Annotated in this window: 20 protein-coding genes and 1 tRNA gene; 12 read left to right on the top strand and 9 right to left on the bottom strand. The window is 49.6% G+C overall.

Annotation, left to right across the window (positions count from 1 at the left end; genetic code table 11):
• Positions 1-4: 4 nt before the first annotated feature.
• Genes nuoK through I8H75_03740 form a run of 6 tightly spaced genes read right to left on the bottom strand, consistent with a single transcriptional unit; the run spans position 5 to position 5,530 of the window.
• A complete protein-coding gene (gene nuoK, locus I8H75_03765) occupies positions 5-277 on the bottom strand; it encodes an NADH-quinone oxidoreductase subunit NuoK (protein MBH2006444.1) in 273 nt (90 codons plus the stop codon).
• The gene (locus I8H75_03760) at positions 274-729 is read right to left on the bottom strand and encodes an NADH-quinone oxidoreductase subunit J (GenBank protein MBH2006443.1); all 456 of its coding nucleotides are present in this window, start codon (positions 727-729) and stop codon (positions 274-276) included. Before I8H75_03760 ends, nuoK begins: the two co-directional genes overlap by 4 nt.
• Entirely contained in the window at positions 726-1,244 is a 519-nt protein-coding gene (nuoI, locus tag I8H75_03755) for an NADH-quinone oxidoreductase subunit NuoI (GenBank protein ID MBH2006442.1), read from the bottom strand. The genes I8H75_03760 and nuoI overlap by 4 nt, the downstream gene beginning before the upstream one ends.
• A complete protein-coding gene (gene nuoH / locus I8H75_03750) occupies positions 1,229-2,173 on the bottom strand; it encodes an NADH-quinone oxidoreductase subunit NuoH (GenBank protein MBH2006441.1) in 945 nt (314 codons plus the stop codon). The genes nuoI and nuoH overlap by 16 nt, the downstream gene beginning before the upstream one ends.
• On the bottom strand, positions 2,167-4,278 hold the full coding sequence (locus I8H75_03745; GenBank protein ID MBH2006440.1) for an NADH-quinone oxidoreductase subunit G: 2,112 nt from the start codon (positions 4,276-4,278) through the stop codon (positions 2,167-2,169). The genes nuoH and I8H75_03745 overlap by 7 nt, the downstream gene beginning before the upstream one ends.
• Complete coding sequence (locus I8H75_03740; protein MBH2006439.1) at positions 4,259-5,530, bottom strand: SLBB domain-containing protein; 1,272 nt, start codon at positions 5,528-5,530, stop codon at positions 4,259-4,261. The genes I8H75_03745 and I8H75_03740 overlap by 20 nt, the downstream gene beginning before the upstream one ends.
• A 128-nt stretch (positions 5,531-5,658) precedes the next feature.
• Between I8H75_03740 and I8H75_03735 the strand changes: the two genes are divergently transcribed.
• The 8 genes from I8H75_03735 to I8H75_03700 all read left to right on the top strand — a co-directional run bounded on the left by I8H75_03735 (position 5,659) and on the right by I8H75_03700 (position 12,207).
• On the top strand, positions 5,659-5,925 hold the full coding sequence (locus tag I8H75_03735; protein MBH2006438.1) for a hypothetical protein: 267 nt from the start codon (positions 5,659-5,661) through the stop codon (positions 5,923-5,925).
• 523 nt (positions 5,926-6,448) lie between these two features.
• The gene (locus I8H75_03730; protein MBH2006437.1) at positions 6,449-7,684 is read left to right on the top strand and encodes a hypothetical protein; all 1,236 of its coding nucleotides are present in this window, start codon (positions 6,449-6,451) and stop codon (positions 7,682-7,684) included.
• The gene (locus tag I8H75_03725) at positions 7,685-7,981 is read left to right on the top strand and encodes a hypothetical protein (protein MBH2006436.1); all 297 of its coding nucleotides are present in this window, start codon (positions 7,685-7,687) and stop codon (positions 7,979-7,981) included.
• A gap of 76 nt (positions 7,982-8,057) precedes the next feature.
• On the top strand, positions 8,058-8,219 hold the full coding sequence (locus I8H75_03720) for a hypothetical protein (protein ID MBH2006435.1): 162 nt from the start codon (positions 8,058-8,060) through the stop codon (positions 8,217-8,219).
• A gap of 1 nt (position 8,220) precedes the next feature.
• Positions 8,221-8,553, top strand: coding sequence for a DUF1566 domain-containing protein (locus I8H75_03715; protein ID MBH2006434.1), 333 nt, complete (start codon positions 8,221-8,223; stop codon positions 8,551-8,553).
• Between the two features lie 59 nt (positions 8,554-8,612).
• On the top strand, positions 8,613-10,394 hold the full coding sequence (gene mutL, locus I8H75_03710; protein MBH2006433.1) for a DNA mismatch repair endonuclease MutL: 1,782 nt from the start codon (positions 8,613-8,615) through the stop codon (positions 10,392-10,394).
• Positions 10,376-11,257, top strand: a complete 882-nt coding sequence (gene miaA, locus I8H75_03705; protein ID MBH2006432.1) for a tRNA (adenosine(37)-N6)-dimethylallyltransferase MiaA — start codon at positions 10,376-10,378, stop codon at positions 11,255-11,257. Before mutL ends, miaA begins: the two co-directional genes overlap by 19 nt.
• On the top strand, positions 11,236-12,207 hold the full coding sequence (locus I8H75_03700; protein MBH2006431.1) for a threonylcarbamoyl-AMP synthase: 972 nt from the start codon (positions 11,236-11,238) through the stop codon (positions 12,205-12,207). The genes miaA and I8H75_03700 overlap by 22 nt, the downstream gene beginning before the upstream one ends.
• 79 nt (positions 12,208-12,286) lie before the next feature.
• Here the strand turns inward: I8H75_03700 and I8H75_03695 are convergent, their stop codons facing one another.
• On the bottom strand, positions 12,287-12,586 hold the full coding sequence (locus I8H75_03695) for a transposase (protein ID MBH2006430.1): 300 nt from the start codon (positions 12,584-12,586) through the stop codon (positions 12,287-12,289).
• An 85-nt stretch (positions 12,587-12,671) separates the two neighbouring features.
• Positions 12,672-17,768 carry a DUF1566 domain-containing protein gene (locus tag I8H75_03690; protein ID MBH2006429.1) on the bottom strand — a complete coding sequence of 1,699 codons (5,097 nt, stop codon included), beginning with the start codon at positions 17,766-17,768 and terminating at the stop codon, positions 12,672-12,674.
• Positions 17,769-17,883: 115 nt separating this feature from the next.
• Here I8H75_03690 and I8H75_03685 point away from each other — a divergent pair.
• From I8H75_03685 to I8H75_03670, 4 genes are all read left to right on the top strand, one after another.
• A tRNA-Leu gene (locus I8H75_03685) sits at positions 17,884-17,970 on the top strand.
• A gap of 5 nt (positions 17,971-17,975) precedes the next feature.
• Positions 17,976-19,004: a DNA recombination protein RmuC gene (locus I8H75_03680; protein ID MBH2006428.1), complete on the top strand. Its 1,029-nt coding sequence runs from the start codon at positions 17,976-17,978 to the stop codon at positions 19,002-19,004.
• Positions 18,998-19,495, top strand: coding sequence for a hypothetical protein (locus I8H75_03675; GenBank protein ID MBH2006427.1), 498 nt, complete (start codon positions 18,998-19,000; stop codon positions 19,493-19,495). The genes I8H75_03680 and I8H75_03675 overlap by 7 nt, the downstream gene beginning before the upstream one ends.
• On the top strand, positions 19,492-21,459 hold the full coding sequence (locus I8H75_03670) for a hypothetical protein (protein ID MBH2006426.1): 1,968 nt from the start codon (positions 19,492-19,494) through the stop codon (positions 21,457-21,459). The genes I8H75_03675 and I8H75_03670 overlap by 4 nt, the downstream gene beginning before the upstream one ends.
• 29 nt (positions 21,460-21,488) lie before the next feature.
• Here I8H75_03670 and I8H75_03665 read toward each other — a convergent pair whose 3' ends face one another.
• Complete coding sequence (locus I8H75_03665) at positions 21,489-21,782, bottom strand: hypothetical protein (protein ID MBH2006425.1); 294 nt, start codon at positions 21,780-21,782, stop codon at positions 21,489-21,491.
• Between the last annotated feature and the right edge of the window lie 11 nt (positions 21,783-21,793).

Genomic DNA, 21,793 nt, shown 5'->3' with positions numbered 1-21,793 from the left:
AGGGTTATCCTAAGTCAATCGTTTTAAAGACGCGGTTGTAAGCGATGATCAGCGAAAGCCCGATGCCGATTTCAGCCGCCGCCACCGCAGCGATCCACAAAAACATCACCTGACCCTCTGGGTTGCCTTGTAGGGTTGAGATCCCAACAAATGCGAAAGCCGCTGCGTTCAGCATGATTTCAAGGCTGAGTAGGATGAACAAAAGACTTCGACGCACTAAAATGCCGAAGACCCCGAGGGTAAATAACATGCTGGAGACGATCAAAATACTGTTCATTTGCGACTGACCCGAAAAGCAACCAAGAGACCCGCTAAAAGAACAAAGGAGCTCAATTCAACCAAAGTTCCATAATCTCGGAAAATCGACGCCAGCCATGGAGGGTGATTCATCGGATGAAGAGGTCCTGGCGAGACCGAAACTTTTTTGAACAAAAGCTCAAACAGGAGGGCCGCAGCCAAGAAAGCCGGCGCCAGCAGATTTCTGTGTTGCAATTCGCGATTGGGATTGAGCAGCATCACCACCAAAACAAACAGTACCATGATTGCGCCGGCATAGATCATTACTTCCAAAACCGCTGCGAACGAAGCTCCAAGCTCTTGAAGCGTCATCGCCAAGCTCAAAATGGATAACACGAAATACAGCAACGCGTGCACTGCATGCTTCGAGAGTATTGATAGAAGCGTTGCTAGAATCGCTAAGCTAGAGCTAAAATAAAACCAAAGTGTCATGGCATGAGGCTCCGAATATCAATGGGGGCTTCTTCGTCTTGTCCAAAGCCCTTGCCTTTGCCTTCAATGGCGAGGCCGGAGACCTTGTAATAATTGTATCCCGGAGTCTTGCCTTCTCCCGATATAAGCAAGTGCTCTTTTTCATAAACCATATTTTCGCGCTTCATTTCCGCCATTTCAAAGTCTGGCGTTAGCTGAATCGCAGCCGTTGGGCAAGCATCTTCACAAAAACCACAATAGATGCACCGAGAGAAATTAATTCGAAATGTTTTGGCAAAGCGTCTGCCGGTTTGTTCGTCTTGTGCGGCTTCCAGGCTAATGCACTCCACCGGGCAGACGCTCGAACACAGGTAGCAGCCGACACAACGTTCTTGGCCATCGGGATCTCGCGTGAGAACAATGCGCCCACGATAGCGAGGGGCGAGCTTGGGCTTTTGTTCTGGATATAGAATCGTGACTGGCTTGTTAAAAATATGCTTGAAGACGATCCAGAGGCCTTCTAAGATGCTGAGCATACGAGAACTCCGGCTGTGGCAAAAAGATTCAGAAGGGCGAGCGGCATTAGATATTTCCAACCTAAAATGATCAGCTGATCGTATCGCAGGCGTGGAAGCGTGGCACGAACCAAAATAAAAGTTCCGATCAAAAAGACCGTCTTCAGAAAAAACCAAAGAGCCGGCGGCAACCAAGGGCCTTTCCAGCCGCCTAAAAAGAGCAAAGTCATCATGGCTGACATCGAGGTCAGGCCAATGTACTCTCCCACAAAGAACATTCCAAATTTTAGCCCGCTGTATTCGGTGTGAAAGCCAGCCACTAGTTCGCTTTCGGCTTCCGCTAAGTCAAAAGGGGTTCGATGTGTTTCCGCCAAAGCAGCGATGTAGAAGATGAAGAATCCCAAAATCTGCGGGATGATGTTCCAACATCCTTGCTGGGATTCGACAATCTTGGTTAAATTAAAAGATCCTGCTCGTGCGGCAACGCCCATAGCAGAAAGTCCCATGAAGACTTCGTAAGCAAGCATCTGGCCAGAAGCACGAAGTCCTCCCAGTAAAGCGTATTTATTGTTGGATGACCAACCTGCCAACACGACCGAGTAGGCTCCCAGAGAAGATAGAGCGAAAAATACCAAAAGACCGTTCTCTGAGTCCCAAACCACCCAGTTGGGTGCCAAAGGAATGACCCCAAACGACAACAAAGTGGTGGCCATGATGATGGCTGGAGCCAAAATAAAAATCGCTTGATCGGCAAAGGGAGGAACCCAGTCTTGCTTGAAGAACATCTTTAAAACATCGGCTGGCAATTGCCCAAGCCCCAAGGGTCCCAGACGATTCGGGCCATGGCGTTCTTGAAACAGGGCCAGCAATCGCCGTTCTCCCCAAACCAACAGCGAAGCGATGGTAATGGGGGCGGCTAAAATGCAGAGGGGGGTTAAAAACGTCAGCATAGCGGCTTTAGTTTCACTCCACGAGTCGCATGAGACAGACTGTTCAAAGCAGAGACGGAATTCCAGCCCGGTTTCCAATAGTAGGAAGCAAGGTCGCTGGGTGTGTTGCCATGATAGCCTTCCATGGAATACGAAAGGGGAGAATCGGGGTCTGGTGAGGGAGCTTTTTCATGAACGCTGAGGTCGGCGTTGATGGACGTTCGACCGCTCCACTCCAAGCTTTGACGCGCGATTTTTTGATGGTTCATGCGGAACAAAGCGGGGTGAAGTGTCTGGTAAAACGCTTCAAAGACGGGGAAGTCTTTTCTCAAATCCTGGCTCAGTTCATCGATGTTCTGCCAGGTCAAAGCGGCTAAATCTCGGACAATGCGCCAGCTTTCGGGTCTTGGATGACGGCGTTGGAAAACGGCGTACGAGCGCTGAGCCCGAAGTTCGTTATTCACAAAAGAACCGGTGGCTTCTGCAAAACTGGCGCATCCTAGTTTTTGATGGGCCGATTCCGTGGTTTCAGACTCTAAGAAGTCAATGACGGTGAAAGTGCTCAGTCGCTGCCGTTGAGCGGGTTTCAGATCGGCCTCTAAAATAAGAGCGGGCCGATCGAGAGGGGCTTGGCTGAGGCGTTTAGGATGAAGCAGAGCCAGTCCGGCGCTATTGACACCCGGCCAGACGAAGCTGAGCTTGCTGTGAGGTGCCAGTTTGCACAGTTCAAAAGCCGTTTCAATCAACGAGGCTGGCCCCAGTGAAGCCCCGGCAATGATTACCGGATTTTGAGCAGCCAAAAGCACAGGAATCCAATTCCGAATGGCTTCTGGGTCGATTCCGATGTGTTGATAAGCCAAGGAATCGATTTTGCTAGGGGTCTCCAGCGCCAAGTACAGCAAAGGGGCGAGCTCATGTTCTGCGTTTCGAATGGCAAGGTCATTCCAAGGAGGAATTCCCTGGCTGGCAGCCTTGCTTTGCCACTGATGATAAAAATTCTGTCGAATCGCCAAAGCGAGCATGGGAGCGGTTTGGGTCACATCTTCTCCAAGCACCAGAATGAGATCCGCACATCGAACGTCTTCCAGAGAGGCTGTGGAAGGGTGCTGGGATAGGATTTCGATCATCCGAGAGCTGAGATCGAAAACGTCATCGGTTTCGCTGGAATAAAAATTTTCAGCTCCGACCATTTTCCAAAGAGCGTAGTTTGCTTCCAAGGAAGCCCGCGGACTTCCGATTCCCATGCAGTTGGAATCTTGAGACAGAGGAGGCGTAGGGCTTTGAACGGGTACTCGATGAGAGTCGTTCACAAATTGATGCCCGAAACGTCCCTTGTCGCAAAGGAAATAACCGTTGATTTCCGGATGAAATCGATTTTGAACTCGTCGCAAGATACCGAGTCGTTCACCCGGACTGATGTTGCATCCAAGCGAGCATTGCTGACAGACAGAGGGAGCGGTTTGCAAATCCCATTTTCGCGTATGCTGAGCCTTAAAGTGTTTGTCTGTAAACACTCCGGTCGGGCAAATCTCGACCAAATTGCCACTGAACTCGCTTTCCAGAGTCCCACTTTCCATACGTCCAAAATAGACGCGGTTTCCCGAGGAAAATGCATGCAAGTCCTCTGCGCCAGCGATGTCGCGGTAATAGCGGACACAGCGATAGCATGTGATGCATCGATTCATCTCGTGGTTAATATGCGGACCCAAATCTTGATTCAGGTGTGTTCGCTTTTTGAATCGATAGCGTCTTTGATTATGACCCGTCATTTGAGTCATGTCTTGAAGGTGACACTCTCCTCCTTCATCGCACACTGCGCAGTCGTGAGGATGATTGATCATCATCCACTCGCTGATATCCGCTCGAAAGGATTTGCAGGTCGGATGTTCGATGGAAAATCGTGCGCCTTCGGTGACCGGAGTCATGCAAGACATGACCATTCGACCTTGCGTGTCGTTTTCATCTTTAAAATGCTGAACCGCGCATTGTCTACAGGCCCCTGCGGAACCGAGTGCTGGATGCCAGCAGAAATATGGCAAATTTAGGCCGTTGGAAACGGCTGCATCGAGCAGATTCTGGTCGGGTTTGACTTCGTAAGGTTGATTGTCAATGAAGATGGTGACCATAGGGACATCGCTTTTCTTTTAGGTGTCGGTGGAACTCTGGCTCAAAGATTTTGAGTCCGGTGTTTAAGGGAGAGGCGGCCCCAGGAGCGAGTGCGCAAAAAGTGCTTCCGGGTCCAAGCAGTCTTGCGTGACGTTTAAGCTGAGCGAGGTCCGATTCTTGACCTTCTCCTCTTTCAAATGCCGAAAGAATTTCGGCGATCCAAGAAAGTCCTTCTCGGCAGGGAGTACACCAACCGCAAGATTCTTGCTTAAAGAATTTTTCAAGGGACAAGAGCATGCCGATGGGGCAGGTGTGGTTGTCTAGGACAACCAGAGTCCCGGTTCCCATCCGAGTTCCCAGTTGGGCTGTCGATGAGAAATCCATGGGAGTATCCAGGCGTTCGGGTAGCCAGAAATCGGTGGAAGCTCCGCCGGGAAGAAAAGCAACCAACTCATGACCCTCTTGCATGCCCCCTGCATGGACTTCAATCAACTCACGAGCCGTGGTGCCCATGGGAAGTTCCCAGGCACCTGGATTCTTGACTTTACCGCTGACTCCGTAAATCTTGGTGCCAGCATCGATGCCTCGTGACAGCGATTGAAACCACTCAGGACCCCGGTTTACGATGTGAGAAAAGTTCGAGAGCGTCTCGACGTTGTTGACCAAGGTTGGTTTGCCCCAGAGTCCGATGGTTTGAGGGTAAGGAGGCTTGGCTCTTGGAATGGCTCGTTTGCCTTCCAGGGCGTTGATGAGAGCGGTTTCTTCTCCGCAGATATAGCGCCCAGCGCTTGGGTGGACAAAGATATCCAGTCCCTTGCCCAAGAGGCCGTTTTGATAGGCATGGTGAACCGCTTGCTCAAGCCGGCGGATCGCCAACTTGTATTCGCCTCGGATAAAAATGTAGGCCACCGAAGCTTGAATGGCATAAGCTGCCACCATCATGCCTTCGAGAAGCTGATGCGGGTTGCCTTCCAGTAACCAACGATCTTTGAAGGTTCCAGGTTCCATTTCATCCGCATTGCAGATGAGGTACTTTTGAGAGGGCGCCTGGTCTCCCATGGGCACAGCCTTCATCTTGAAACCGGTGCTAAATCCGGCTCCTCCTCGCCCCATCAAACCCGAATCGCAGATAAGTTGGGTGATGGATGCCGGAGCGAGATGCGCAAACTTCTCTAAGCTTTGATAGCCCCCCAACTGAAGGTATTCCTCAAACTCAATGGTTTCACCATCGGCCTTCATATGTTGCGTGAGTGGCCTCTCGAAATTGCGCATCCGAACCTTTGTTCTCAGGGTTCCCTGCACTTGTCAAGCGGACTCTTGAGCCCAAATGGAGTGATATTTCCAATTTCATAGCGATTCACCTTGCTTGTTGCGGAACGCGGGTGGTAGTTTTTGAATGGATGAAACGCGATTCAAAGATCTGTGTGGCTCTGTTGGCCATCGTGGGCTTTTCGATGTTCGCTTCGGATTGTAAAAAGAATGCCGACTGTGAATTGGCGCCGCTCAAGTGCTGTTCCTGCCATCAAGGCGGCAAGCTGAAAGCTTGGAACAAACACGAAACAAAACCGGACTGCAAGGCTCAAGTTTGCCCCCAGGTGATGAGTCAAGACAAAAGCTGCTTAGCGAAGTCAGCCGTTTGTCTGCAGGGTCAGTGTGAACTCCTATGAGAATCCGACTTTGCGATTGCCCTATGTGTAAGAGACGACCCCGTGAGGGGTTCAGGTGCCACAGCCCAGCCAGAGGAGGTTGCTGAAAGCAACAGACGCTGGGCTGGGTTTGGGGTTATGGGGATTACGGGTTAGGTGATTTTAATCCTGATGGGTGAGGATGTGCATACCATTTTGTGGATCGGGGAATGGATTGCTTTGTCGGCTACGCCTCCTTGCGACGATACGGCAGGTTATGCAAGTCTTGCATAGGACCGAAACCGCTCTCATAGCCTAGATAACCCAAACCCTAATAACCCATAACCCACAACCAATAACCAATAACCCGTAATCCCCATAACCCTAAACCCAGCCCAGCGTCTGTTGCTTTCAGCAACCTCCTCTGGCTGGGCTGTGGCACCTGAACCCCTCACGGGGTCGTCTTATATAGGGGATCGCCCTGTATGAAAAGCGACGAACTTGCCATTCATTCCCCAAAGGTATAGCTCTCCCAGAATTGTTATTTGATTTAGGTTCATCAATCATGAAATATCCCAAATTATTCGTTTTTTTAGGAAGTTTAAGCGCCGGATTTGCTTTCGCCGCCGTTGAAGAGATCGAATGCGATGCCTTTGTTTCTGAATGGGCGGATCCTTTCGAATGGCAAACAGCCGCTCCTGCCAGCGTGATCAGCCCTGCAGTAGTCGAGGCATCGCTTTCGGTGGCTCAGGTTAGCAGTATCGCTGCTTTGGCGGTTCTATCACCGACTGGGGTCACGCAAGGCTCCCGTCTTGCCTCGGTATCGCGTCTGATTTCTTGCCAAGGTTCGGGAGAGTTTTCGACGCAGCCGCTGGATTGGCTGGACAGCCCTCTGCAAATCTCGCTGGGAGATGGGGCCTTTCAGTATCTCGACGGGGCAATTTTAGGCAATTGGTTGATTATTGGAGGCTTTGAATTGGTTCATATTGCCTCTGCTCGTTATTTTGGCGATGCCAAAGTGCATTTTCCGGGCTTCGGAGTCTTGCCGGTTTTATTATTTATTTCCCCTCTTGCCGAATTTTCAACAACTTTGTTGCGACTCGGGAATGGGCTTGAAAAAACAGTGGGTTTCGCTTCTTGGGCAGGTTGTTTGAGCGTGATGGGCCGGATTGCTTGGGAGCTTTGGCCCAGTCGTTTTGATGCTCGCTATGTGAAAGAACGCTGGCGTTCAACCCAGTCCAATGCTGAGTATGTGGAACGCTATGGAGCTTTGTTCGAAGAATACGAGCCTAAGTACTATGCCTTTATTTTAGCCGAATACGGCATGAATGTCCTTCTGGGCGGTTTGCGCGCTTTGCAGCAAAGTCCACAGGTTTCTTGCAAAGCTTTAGTCGGTGGGGTCGCTGGGACGCTAAGCGCCTTTTGGGTTGGAGTTGTGCTGGCTCGTCCTCCCTTGGAGCTCCAAGACAAAGTGTTCTTAGGAGCGATGAGCGGAGGGGAAGCTTTGGCTGCTTTGTTGGCGGCGATTCGCTTTTCTTCAGAAAGCGCTGAGGAAAACGATGCTTTGCAAGGAATCGCAGAGGGGATTCCTTTGGCATTGGGTTATATCAGTTTTGTGAAGGCGGGAGTTGATCTGGGGCTTTTGGGTTGGTCTTTGTGGAAAGGTCATTGTGCCAAGGCTGAACTTCCTCTGCCTCAAAAGTGGATACAGCCCTTTAAGAGAAATGCCATGCCTCAGGATATTGCTCTGAACCACCTTGGAGAACTCATTCGGATCATTTGCGCCAATCGAGGGTATTAAATGTTTCAGTTTGCTTGGATGCTTTGTTTTTCTTTCGGAGTTCTGGCTCAGTTTTCGATCAATAGGGATTTTGGAGATCATTTTCACCGGCATTTCCAAAATCTTTCGACACGGAATCAGGGTCAAACAGCCGTTCGAGCGCTTTTAAACCGGATTGCGAATCAGGTGAAGTCAAGTACCGGATATCGCTTGCCCTTCGAGCTCAATTGCTCGGTGTTTTTTGATGCATTTGTTGAGCGTGTAGATTGTTGGCCAGGTTTTGAGCCAGCATCGGCTTTGAGCGGCCTGGGACCGTAGAACAGGTGCCTACAGCGATGCGCTGAATCAAACGGATCGCTATACAGTTTCGAACGGAGTCGTAAGTGATACGCTGATGGCTATACAGTGGGAGCAAATCGCCGGTACAACGCCGATGGTCTTTGCTTCGGTTGCCATTGCGCGGAATGGATATGCTTGGTTTGTGCGGACGTCCGCGAGTGACCCTTATTCGGGTTATCAAATGACCTCGACGAGCAGCCGGTACAGTGACAGATAACGTGACCGGCTTGATTTGGCAGAAGGTGGCGTCTAGAACAACGTACACTCAGCCGAATGCCATTAACTATTGCGGTGCGCTTAGTCTCGGAGGTTCTGGAGCCGGGTGGCGTTTGCCGACTCTTCGCGAGCTGCAGACAATCGTGGATTACAGTAAGGGCTATGCCAGCCTCATGATGGACACCACCGTGTTTTCGGGCGAGCCAGCGAATTGGTTTTGGTCATCAACTTCCAAGGCTTTGTCTCCATCCAACGTATGGTATGTCGTTTTCAATGCTGGCAGTGCTTTCACGACTAGTATTAGTGGTCTCAACTATGTCCGCTGTGTGCGTTGAAGATTTCCAGCCAGACGGTCTTTGAGAATCGTTCATCATAGGCTATTTGGTAGGACTCAATGGGCTTAATACAAGTATTAAATGAAGTAACTTCCAATCAAATTGCCGCTGGAGAAGTGGTGGAAAGACCCGCTTCGGTAGCCAAAGAGTTGATCGAAAATGCCTTAGATGCAGGGGCCACGCAAATTGATGTCCAAATCGAAGAGGGAGGGGTGCGCAAGCTCGTTATCTTGGACAACGGCTCGGGCATGGCAAGCGATGATGCGCTTCTTTGTTTTTCGCGTTATGCGACGAGTAAAATCAAGTCTGTCAGCGATTTGTCTCGGCTGACTTCTTTCGGTTTTCGAGGGGAGGCACTGGCTTCGATTGCATCCGTCAGCAAAGTGACCCTGACAACGCGAATGGCTGGGCAGAGCTTGGCGACCCAGGTTATTTGCGAAGGCGGGAAAACGACCTACTTGGGTGAGTCGGGAGGCAGCGTGGGAACACGCTTGGAAGTCGAATCTCTTTTTTACAACACGCCTGCACGTTTGAAATTTTTAAAAACACCACGTTCGGAGAGTGGAGCCGTCGAGAATGTGGTTCGAGAGGCTGCGCTGTCGCATCCGGAAGTAGGGTTTCGTTTTCAAGTGGATGCGAAGCTCAAACTCGATGCCCGTGTAGCGAATTCGCCTGAACGCCAGATCGAACGCGTGTTGAGTTGTCTGGGAGACGATTGTCGAGAGTATCTCTACCCCATCGAAGCTCAGACGGATTTACTGAAGCTATCTGGGTACCTTGTGGCTCCTTTGGCAACCCGGAAAGACAGTTCTGGGGTCTATGTTTATGTCAACAATCGTTACGTTCGAGATAGGCAATTGGTCCAAGCCATCAAAGTCGCCTATCGGACCTTGTTGGAGGTGGGAAGGCACCCCATTTGCGTGCTGAATTTGGACATTGACCCCGAAGTGGTCGATGTCAACGTCCATCCGCAAAAGCTTGAAGTGCGCTTCTCCGAAGCCTCTCGGGTTCAGAGCCATTTGATTCGGCTGTTGAGTGATTTTTTGGCTACGACTCCATGGCTCAAGCGTGAACAGCCTCAGCGTGTGTACGAACTTCGAACAGAGCCCTCGGCCTATCATTTTGAATTACAACCAGAGCCAGAAGCCCCAACTTTGGCACAACCTGATCGTTCTTCCGTACCGACTCCCCCTGCGGTCTCAAGACCCGTTGCAGCCCAAGTTCCAAAACCGGCGCAGCATACACTTGGAGGAGCTCTCCGATACGCGGATTTAAGAGTGGTGGGTCAGGTGGATCAGACTTACTTGCTGCTGGCATCCGAATCGTCTTTGGTGGTGTTGGATCAGCATGCTGCACACGAACGAGTGGTTTTTGAGCGAGTGTGTCAGCAGGCACGTGAAAATCAAATTCCGTCACAGCCTTTGCTGTTTCCCGTTTCTTTGAAGCTCAGCCCTGCTGAGATGAACACCTTGATTGAAAAGAAAGACCAATGGTTGCCTTTTGGGTTTGAGGTGGAGCCTTTTGGAGAGCAAGAAGCGCTGATTAAAGCCGCGCCCATGGGAGTGGATAGCGAATGGGTTGCAGAGATTGTGCGCGATACCTTGTCGGATTTGGCTCAAAGCGATCGACCCGATAGCCTCACCGCTTTTTTTGACCATGTTTGCGCTCAGATTGCTTGTCATACTTCTGTTCGGGCTGGCCAAAGGCTTCGAGTCGATGAAATTCAAGCGCTCTTGGACCAACTGGACGTCGTTGATTACGCCGCTCATTGTCCTCACGGTCGCCCGGTGGTGCACGCAATTCCTTTTCGAGAAATGGCTCAATGGTTTCATCGTCCTTAGAACCTCTGGTCATCGCTGGGCCTACGGGATGCGGAAAGAGTGCTTGGGCGCTGCAATGTGCGCAAGAGCAAGAAGGTGAGCTCATTTGCGCAGATAGCCGCCAAATCTTTCAGCGCATGGGCCTTGGGACCGCTTGCCCCAGCGAGGAAGATTACGCTCAAGTTCGCCATCACGGATTCGAGCGATTGGATCCTCGCGTTCGCTACAGTGCCGGTCAATTTATTGTAGATACCGATGCGTTCGTTCGAGAAATTCAAGGACGGGGGAAAAGACCGATTTTGGTCGGGGGAACGGGCCTGTATTTGAGAGCTTGGCGCTTTGGTTTGGAAGATGTTTTAGCATCGGATCCATTGATCCGTCAGAGGCTTGAGCAAGAAAGGCAGGAGTCCTTGTATGCCAGGCTCTTGGAACGTGATCCACACAGCGCGGCTGTGATTCAGCCAACCGATCGAATTCGAACTCTGCGAGCCTTAGAAGTCTTGGAGATGTCGGGTCGGTGTCCCAGTGCTTTGAGGACAACGGATTGGCAGCGAGAACCCAGGGTGCAGGCTGCATGGGTTTTGCTTTGGCCCAGCGTGGCTGATTTAGATGCACGCTTAAGGCTGCGAGTGGAACGCATGTTTTTAGACGGCCTTGCTGAGGAAGCTCTGGCTTTGAGGAGTTACTTGGCAGAGGACGATCCGGCTTTGCGTTTAAAAACGCCTGGCTATTGCGAAGCTTTCTTGTATTTGGATGGCGAGATCAGCTTAGGGGAAGCAAAAGAACGGGTGTTTCGAAGGCATCGCCAGTACGCGAAAAGGCAGAGGACTTGGTTTCAGAAAGAGGCTTGGTGGAGAAGAGTATGCTCTGTGAACGATTATTAGCCAACGCCGAGAATATTCAGCGGGCAGCGCGAATCATCAACCAAGGCGGCCTGGTCGCATTTCCAACCGAGACGGTTTATGGTTTGGGGGCGAATGGGCTTTCGGAGTCGAGCATCCGAAGGGTTTTTGAAGCAAAAGGCCGACCGGCTTATAACCCACTGATCGAGCATGTGGCTTCCATTCAACAGGCTCGAGAACTTTTTGTTTTGAGTGCAGAACAAGAAGGGTTATTTTGGGATTTGGCAAAGCGTTATTGGCCTGGGCCTTTGACTTTGGTGGCTCCAAAGTCTGAGCTTGTGCCGAGTTTGGCGACGGGAGGACTGGATCGAGTAGCTGTTCGAGTGCCAGCGCATCCGGTGGCGCTCGAATTGCTGAGGCAGGTCGGAGGACCGGTGGTGGCGCCGAGTGCGAATCGTTCTCAGCGTCCGAGCAGTACCATAGCGGATCATGTTCTGTTGACCCTTGGAGAGCACATTGATGCGGTTTTGGATGCCGGGCCCTGTTTATTTGGACTGGAGTCAACCGTTGTGGATATTAGTCAAAATCCACCTCGTGTCCTGAGGCTAGGAGCCTTAAAGCTTTCCGATTACGCGTTTGATTTGGCAAAAGGTTCTCAAGGTTCGCCGGGTCGAATGGATAAACACTACGCTCCGTTGATCTCCGAGATGCGTATTGTGGCAAGCGCTGAACTTCAGAATGCTGCTTCGGATACAGCGTTGCTGGTTTATTCGGAAGCTGAATATCGCGGTAGGCTCGTTGAGCGTTTGCCCAGCGATCCAGAGGGTTATGCTCATGGGCTTTTCGCTGCCTTATACCGGCTTGAGTCTCAAAAGCCATCGACGCTTTGGATTGAAGCACCGCCTCAGGTACCGCAATGGGCCAGTATTTGGGACCGCCTCGGGCGAGCAGTTCAGGATGTTGAAATTTCAATAGACTTCTTGCCGCACTAGAACATCGTCATTCCTGTAGATGTCAAGTAATTCGTTGACAAGAGTTGGCAAATTCCTCTGGGGTCTTCCCTGCTAATCCCTAATGAGGACGCAACTTGTTGTAGTATAATAAATACTCAAAAAGCTCTTTTTTTAAAGAATCAATGGATTCAAAATAGGTTCCTTCAATCAGGTCCTCATTCAACGTCTTCCAAAAGCGCTCTACTTTACCGTTCGTCTGCGGGCGGTAGGGTCTTGTGTAACGATGTTTGATGCACAATTCCATGAACAATCTTTCAAAAGGATGGTTCTTCTTGCTAGCCGATTTCTTGAGACCGAACTCAAGACCATTATCCGTGATGGCCTCAGCAAATCGAATATCAAAGCGGTCACCTGTCAAGCTGACACAACTTGATCCTGAGCAAATTCAAAAACTTTTTGTGAGTGGATGCCAGTGAGACTGGACGCGCGCATCGTTATAATGATCAACGTACGCAGCGAACATGATAACTATTGTATCCTGGAATGCCGCCACAAACGAAACCGTTGGAGAAAAAAACGTTCCACGGTAATCCCCCTGGTGTTGTTGTAGAGGACCAAAAAGGTGCACTTGGCGTACCCGGGAAAGCTTCTACATGAATCATGGGTCCTGAAGCGATCGTGTAATTGACTAAGGTGGTCAGCTCCTTAATACTGGGTAACCGCCAAAGCTGTCCTGCAAGAGCCAAGTTTTGACAATACCCTTGAGCTGCACTCCAGTTGTATATTGTTGCTGCTTGGGTACGCTGCCATATCAGCCCTGTCACCTGGTCGCTAATTTGCGTGCTGGTAGAATTAAAGGGGTTTCCAAATTCATCCGCATATCGATTCGAGACCGATTCTTTGCCGCCACGGACACATCTTGCATACCCTGGAGAAACAACACAATCTCCTTGCGTCAAAGGATTGCAGACCGCACCGCCATAGTTGGAACTTGCACCAAAACTCGCATGCCATGGAACCAAAGTTCCTGGCGCAGGAATCGATGTCCAGTAACAACCGATCTGAGTTCCTGGGAACACTACTTGGTTGATGGTCGGACCTGCAGACGGAAGTGTGTAGTCCTCCAAAGACTGCAATTCAACGATGTTGGGCACTCGCCAATCAAGATAAGTTCCTTTGTTGAGATTGTCACAGTAGGCTTGGATAGAACCTGGCACTGAAGTCGCGTTCCAAGTAAGAGGAACGCTGGAGCCGGTTTGCTCCCACATCAGTCCGGTAAAATCATCCGTAACAATCGCATTGGGTGAAGTTCCTGAAATATAGTAGCGCGCGGTTTGATTGGTAGCGTCTTCGTAGGCCAGAGGCGACCACATGCCATCATTTGCGGGTGCAGAGGCATTGAGGATGCAGCGGACGTGCGCCGTTCCAAGCATATTATTGTACGAAAAATCTACAATGTTGCCGCTGCCGAAAGAAACGCAGAATTCGGACAAGCCGCTCCCAATTCCCGGTGTTGAGGTCCAATATGGGCCTGTTTGTGTGTCAAAAAAGGCAACTATATCGGTTCTTGGAGCGTTGCCCGTTATGGAAGTATTGAACAGTGAAGTTAGTTCTTTTGTTGTTGGCAAACGCCAGCTTCCTGCCCCTTGGTTGCCAACCACTAAATTTGGGCAGTATGTTTGAGAAGACCCTTGCAGCAAAGCAGACGCTGTTCTTCGTTGCCATATTAACCCGGTTACCAAGTCTTTAACTTGAAGACTGGAGTTGCTCAAAATATTTTCGTTTTCATCAACATAGCGGGTTGCGGGAAAATACGTAGATCCTCGTACACAACGCACGTTTCGGAGTCCACCATCTGGTGCAATAATACCGGCATTGCTAAATCTTAGGTCCCACAACGAGTTCGTCCAAAAATAGCCAGTTGCGCCTTGAAATGCTGCGCTGTTGATGGCGGGGCTGTATATTGTATAGTCTACTAATGATTGCAATTCCGAAACACTTGGCAATCTCCAATCCGCATATCCGCCCTTCGTCAGACTGGTGCAATACGCCTGAGCCGAACCCGCGGGTGCAGAGGCATTCCAAAGGTATGTGGATGGCGAAACCTGCTGTTCCCACATCAGTCCGGTGAAATCATCGGTAACGATGGTGTTTGGGCTTGAGCCTGAAACAGAGTAGCGTGCAACTTGGTTGGTTGCATCTTGATAAGCCAGCGGTGACCACATGCCGTTGTTCGGCGGGGCTGAGGAGTTGAGAATGCAGCGTACAAGATAGGTATTGGGAAGAAGACCGTAAGAGCCACCATTCCCAGTTCCAAAAAAGGGAAGCCAGGCATAATTTGGATTGCGCACCAAAGGCGTTGATGACCAAACGTGATAATTTGTGATTGGACCCGGAAAAACCGTATTGTTTATACTAGGATTGTATTTTGAATAGTCTTCCAGACTATTTAACTGCTTGACAGTTGGCAGACTCCAGGAACTAGCGCCGTATTCTTCGATCACCAGGTTTTGGCAATATGATTTTGCTGATTCAGGAGCTGAATTCCAGGGAAGAACTTGTGGCGCAATTCTACGTTGCCAAACGAATCCAGTGAACATATCGAGCACTTTCGTGCTCAAATCCGTTAATTGATTGCCATGAGAATCTTGATATCTGTTTGAAATGCTAACTACAGAACCGCGAACGCATCTCACTTTATAACCGATGTTACTCAGATCGAAATAGGTTGAACCATCCAAGAAATCAATGTACCACGTGCTGTTGTCAGTGTTGAGCAGCCTGGTTGCTGTCCAGAACTTACTTGAAGGAGTACCAGGAAACACGGAACTCATAATGGCCGGAGACACAGCAATAGTATAGTCGGTAATTGCCCAGAACTCTCGGTGAGTCGGCAGCCTCCAATCCAGATATCCGCCCTTCGCCAAGTTCGTGCAATAAGCCTGAGCTGACCCCGCTGGAGCAGAAGCATTCCAAAAATAAGTCGAACTAGAGACCTGCTGTTCCCACATCAGGCCCGTGAAATCATCCGTAACGATAGCATTTGGAGTCGTGCCTGAAACAGAGTAGCGTGCAGTTTGATTGGTGGCGTCCTCATAAGCCAGTGGTGACCACATGCCGTTGTTACTTGTAGCGCTGTTACATAAAATGCAGCGAACATTGCAAACTCTATTCGTACCGAGAAAAATCAAAGCACCATGAGCGAAATAGAGGTTCCATGCACTACCCAAAGAGGCAGTATATCTGGTTGAAGACCAATATCCATTTTGCGCAGTATCTGGAAATGCTGTCATGTTGATCGTAGGACCAGGATTAGCAATCGAATAGTCTACAAGACTAGCCAATTGTCTAGCAGTAGGTAGACACCAATCACCTGTTCCTCGACGTTCAATCACAAGATTTTGGCAGTAACCCTGAGCTGAACCTGTTGCGTTAGCATCCCATGAAAAAAATCCATTAGCCTCAGCACGTTGCCAAATCAGTCCCGTTATTTGATCTTTTACTTGGACATCTTGACTGGTTAACTGGTTTCCATTTTCGTTTGTGTAGCGAACAGCTGGATCTACACTTGTTTTGCGCACACATCGAATGTTGTAGTTGGTATTGCTGTACCCACCATCCGTATATCCAGAAGCGAAGTTCGTACTCCATGCACCTGTTGTTGTGCCTGCGTAAATTGCCGAAGCCCAAAACGGGTTTAATGGTGTATTAAAAAATACAGTCGTATCAATCGCTGGATTGGAAAGTGTAAAATCAATTAATGATTGCAACTCTTGTGGTGTTGGCAACCTCCAACACCCATAATTCCCTTTAACCAAGCCGGCACAATACGAAGAAGCATTTTCCCAAGTCATCGCTTTCGGTGAAGAAGTTTGTTCCCACATCAGTCCAGTGAAGGTGTCGGTCACAACAGCCTCAGGATCATTGCCAGCGATGACATATCGGTCTGTTTGATGGGTCGCATCTGCATAAGCCTCAGATGCCCAGGTGGAATCTCGAACGCAAAGCGCGTGATTGGTGTCACCAACTGTATTGTCGTATTCAACCAACCCGTTGTAGGCAAAACTTGCAATCCAACCGTTCCCAGATGTATCCATGAATGGAGTGGATGACCAGAAGAAGTTGGAAGTAGGCATCGGAAACGCGGTTTGATTGATTGCCGGTGAATAGCAATCATAATCGATGAGGCTGGTCAGTTCCTTAATGGTTGGCAATCGCCAACTGGTTGCGCCCAGGGTAAGATTTTGACAGTACGCTTGAGCTGCACTCCAAGTGACATAAGACGCCGAGAGTATTCGTTCCCAAGTTAAACCGGATAATACGTCTCGAACTTGAGTGCTTTGATTGTTCAAGGGATAGCCATCTTCATCTGTATATCGATTCAGCAAAATGACAGAGTCTCCTCGGACACATCGAACCGCTTTGGGATTGTTGTCTGTATCAGACGATATTTGACCCAGTGCAAAATCAATGGCCCAAGAGTACCCACTGTTGCCTGCGCTTTGAACAGAGGTCCAAGTTTGGCTCACGGGAGTATTGTGAAATGCCGTGGCATCCATGGTCGGACCAGGATTGCCTACGGTGTAATCGACCAAGGACTGCAGTTCAGTGATGCCCGGTAATCTCCAGTCTGTGAATCCTCCTTTTGATATCGATGCGCAATAATCCTGAGCTTGTAGCCAAGTCATTGCCAGTTCAGAGCCAATCTGTTCCCATGCTAACCCTGTCCATAAATCAGTCACTGTCGAGTTCGAAGCACTTCCTATCACAAGGTACCTGGCAGGTTGGCTCGTGGCATCGGCATACAGGTTGAGAGAGCAAATTGGGTAATCTGACTGTGATCGTGACACTGAATCGCTATGCAACGTTGTATTGCTTTTGGAATTAGTGTGGCTGTTTGAATCAATGATACTTGTGCTGTATGATTGATTTCGTGTGCTTGTAGCGCTTTTCGAAGACGAAAGTGTGTGAGATACTAATTCGCTTAACGTATTGGAATTTTTTTGAGTGTTACTCGTGGATGCTAGCTGAGAAGGGGAAGACGTTGGTGTTGCAACCCAAGTATCCGTCGCTGTTGAATTTTGAGTGGTTGTGATACTCTCGGATATCGTACAAGTCGGGGCCTTTTCAAACAGGCTGACCTCAAACTGTTCCAACTTTTGAGCAATTTTTCGTGTCCAATCAGCCAATAGGCCTGCCAATAAAATATGACTTTGAGTAATCTGAGTCGCATATTGATAAGGCAAACGGATGGGCGAATTGAATTGCTGTGTCTCATTGACGGATACAATGGCCACAGGAATGATGTTGCAATTCACTTGATGGATGCTTGTGTTGTCAAAGAATACCGAGCAATTTCCTGAAAAATAACCAGCATAATCAGGTATGCTTTTAATGTTTGGTGCCATATAGGTCAACAATGCGCTCATGGCTGCGGCCGTTGCTTGTGTCTTTGAATTCGGATCAAATTCCTGATCCGAGATGAGTTGTCCAAATAGCGGATTTGTTTGCGGGTCCTGTAGGTTAGTAAAACTCAATGAAGCCGCGATGGTGAGTGTCGATAAGCACAGGAAGGCGGACACGGTGGCGAGCAACTTCATAGAAAGACCAAGATAATTGAATCCATGCAAAGCAGCAATGGGGCTCTATCCAGAACACCCCCGCTCGATTGTTCTTGACGGACTCGCAAATTTGGAATACCTGCTCTGTCTCAAAGCCGGAGTGGTGGAACTGGTAGACGCGCTGGACTCAAAATCCAGTGCCTTCACGGGCGTGTCGGTTCGATTCCGACCTCCGGCACCATCAACATGCAAATGCTGCTTATTGCCTTCGCGTTTCTTTTAGGGATTTTGGTTGCGGGGTTGCTTTTTTATTTTGGGCTCAGTCGCCTAGCGGCCAAAGCGCTGCTGGACAACAATCAAAGTTTCTTAAATTTAGCGCAAACCGGTTTTCTGGCTCCCTTTAAAGAGTCCCTCCAGTTCTTGAATGAACACTTGCGCGAACTTGAGAAGAGCCGTGAAGTAGCTTACCACACACTGCAACAGCAAGTTTCTTTGCTCAGAAGCGAGACTCAAAGTCTTTCGCGCGCATTGACTTCTCAAAGTGCGCGTGGGCGTTGGGGTGAACTTCAGTTGAAGCGCGTGGTTGAACTGGCTGGTATGCTGGCTCATTGCGATTTTCAAGAACAAATGAGTGTGAGGCGTGAGGGCGAAAGTTTGCGCCCAGATTTATTGGTTCATTTGCCCGGAAAAAAATGCATTGTTGTAGATGCGAAAGTTCCGTTGACAGCCTACTTGCGAGCGGTTGAGACGGAAAATGTTCAAGAACAGAGAAAGCTTTTCGAAGAACATGCTGATCAGCTGCGTAAGCAGGTTCAACTTCTTTCTAAAAAAGGCTATTGGCAGCATTTCGAATCTTCTCCTGAATTTGTGGTTTTGTTCTTACCAGGCGAGAGCTTCTTAAGCTCTGCACTGGCTTGTCGGCCCGAATTGCTCGAGTTTGCTGCAGAGCATGCCGTGATTTTAGCGACACCGATCACGTTGATCGCCATGTTGCGCGCCATTGCTTATGGCTGGAGGCATGAAGCTTCCAACCAACATGCTCAGCAGATTGCGTTAAAAGCAAAAGAGCTCGTGCAGCGCTTGGGGACGATGGCAGAATACTTTCAAAAACTTGGAAAGAATTTGGGGCAGGCGGTTGATGGGTATAATCAAGCCATCGCAAGCTTAGAGTCTCGGGTTTTGGTCAGCGCCCGGCAAATGACCGATATGGGCGAATTCGGCGCCGCTGCTCAAATCAACGTACTAGAACCTCTCGAGAAAAAACCGACATGCTAGCTATTTTGCCTAAGCCTTTTCGCTATTTGCTTTTTGAAGAAAAGCCTAATTTAAATCGACTGGTGAGCGAGGTCTTCGAATCGCTGTCACTCTTGGTGTCCAATTCGTCTAGCATCGTGGTGGCGCAACGAGCCCTATTGATGTTAGGGCCGAAACCTCAAGGCGGAAATTGGGCGCCCGTTGAACAGTTGCATGGGCAGCTTCTAAAAATTCATCCAGGATTTGCCGATCTGTTTGAAAGTGCCCTGGAGTCTGGCGAGATTTGTTTGGAGACTCCGATGCGGATCGAACATTTCTCACCCGCGATTTGCGAACGCCTGAGGCCTTTGCAGGAAGCTGCGGACGAATTGAACAAGGCAGATCCAGAGTTTCCAATCCAAGCGGCCAGCATTGTTATTCAGTGCATCAAAGCTCTTGCTCCCAGGGCAGACCTTTGTTCCTGGCTTCGAGATAGAGGCTGTCAGGAAGGAATTGTCAGGAGTATCCAATGAAAGCACAGTGGTATCGATTAGCTTACATGGCCCGGCAATTAGACGAACGCGCAGCACGCTACATTCGTCGAGGGATGGGCTGGTCCTATCATGCACGCTGTTCTGGCCACGAGCCGATTCAGATTGCTTTGGGGCTTCAGTTTCGTCCCAACAAAGACTTTCTGTTTCCCTATTACCGGGACACAGCCACGGTCTTGGCGGCTGGAATGACTCCTCTCGAGCTCATGCTGAACGGATTGTCCAAGGCCGGAGATACTGGCTCGGGTGGGCGACACATGTCCAATCACTTCGGAAAACCGGCGATCGGGATTCAATCGGTGTCTTCCTGCACGGGAAATCATACCTTGCATGCCGTGGGCGTTGCTCGGGCGATTCGGTATTATCGATCAGACGCCATTGCCATGAGCTCGCAAGGCGAGAGTTCAACATCGGAAGGCTACTGTTTTGAAGCCTATAACGGCGCTTCACGTGAAAAATTGCCAGTTTTATTTGTTATTCAAAACAATGGATACGGTATCTCAGTCCCCACTTCGGAGCAGAGCGCCAACGTGATTGTTTCGGAAAACTACCGAGGTCTTAAAAATCTTCTGATTGTGAACTGCGATGGGACCGATTTTGAAGACTCTCACCGTGCTGTGCAAAAAGCGGTTGAGCATATTCGATCCAACGGTGGGCCTGCGATGGTTCACGCGCAGTGCATTCGGATCGGAGCCCATTCGAATTCCGATGCTCAAGAGCTTTATCGCTCGAAAGAAGAAATCGAAGAAGCCAAACGAAGCGATCCATTGCCCAAATTGCGGGCTTTGCTCTCTGAGGAAGAAGCGCAAAAGATTGAAGAAGCCGTCGAGATAGAACTGGATCAAGCTGCCGAGCAAGCTGAAAAAGCCCCGCAACCCAGCCCTCAATCGGTACACAAATTTGCCACTTCTCCTTGCTTCTTGGGTCGTGATTTTAGTGGGGTGGTCGAAAAAGCGGATGAAAAGCTTCGAGAAGCGATCAATCGAACCTTAATCGAAGAGTTTCGACATAATTCAGATACTTTTCTGTGGGGTCAAGATGTTGCGTCTAAAGAGAAGGGGGGCGTTTTTAATCTGAGCAAAGGGATGTTGGCGGAGTTTGGATCCGGACGTGTTTTTAACGCTCCGCTGGCAGAAAATTACATCGTAGGAACTGCGAATGGGTTTACACGTTTTAATCCTTCGATCCGAGTGGTGATTGAGGCCGCAGAGTTTGCGGATTACGTTTGGCCTGCCATGGAGCAGATCGTTGAGATGAGTCATGAGTACTGGCGTACCAACGGCCAATTTTCTCCGAACGTCGTGCTTCGTTTGGCCTCTGGTGGCTATATTACGGGCGGGCTTTATCACTCTCAAAACGTCGAAGCGATGATGAGCCACTTGCCGGGAGTCCGAGTGGTTTATCCTTCGTTTGCGGACGATGCAGCCGGGCTCCTCAGAACCGCCATGCGTTCAGAGGGAATGACGTTTTTCTTGGAGCCCAAGTATTTGTATAACCGATCCGAAGCCAAAGGGCCTAAGCTCGGTCCAGAGCATGCAGTGCCGTTTGGAAAGAGCCGTATCCGCAGACAGGGGAGCCACTTAACTTTGATCACTTACGGAAACACCGTTCACATGGCACTGAACGTTGCCGAAAGATTGTCTGAGCGCTTTCAAGTCGAAGTGCTGGACTTGCGCTCCATTAAACCCCTCGATATCCAGGGAATCGCTGATTCGATCAAGAAAACCAGCCGGGCTTTGGTCGTTCACGAAGATCATTCGTTTAACGGTTTATCGGGTGAAATCATTGCTCAAATCCAAGAGGCTTGTTTTGAGTATTTGGATGCACCGGTGCGTCGCGTCACAGCGCTGGATATCCCCGTGGGTTTCTCAAAAGTTCTGGAGACGGCGATTTTACCGCAAGAGGCTCAAATCGAGCAAGCGATCATCGAAATGATAGGCTACTGAGTGGCAGTAGCCGGCTCAGGCTTTGAGGACTAGGTATCTTTTCGATCTAAGTCTGCGCTTTGTTTTTGAAATCGTTTTAGCCACTGCGTGCCAGCACCCGCTGCTTTGTTTCCGACGATTCCCAGGTAAATTAACGCTCGATGATTGATCGCTTGGAGCCATGAGATTTTGGAGGAAACGTAAAGATAAGCCATGGCGCTACACGCGACTTGGCCGAAGTTCTGTGTCCAAGTCGTCTCACAAGCTTCTTTCGGAGAGTCCGGTCGAGCCCATACGCCGGTTGAGAGAAACCCTGCCAAAGCCATCGCAATCACTTTTTTCATGTTTGTACTCC

Source organism: Myxococcaceae bacterium, from assembly GCA_016000045.1.
Taxonomy (GTDB): Bacteria; Myxococcota; UBA727; order UBA727; family JABDBI01; genus AER2-1.
This window is presented reverse-complemented; position numbering and strand designations above follow the sequence as displayed.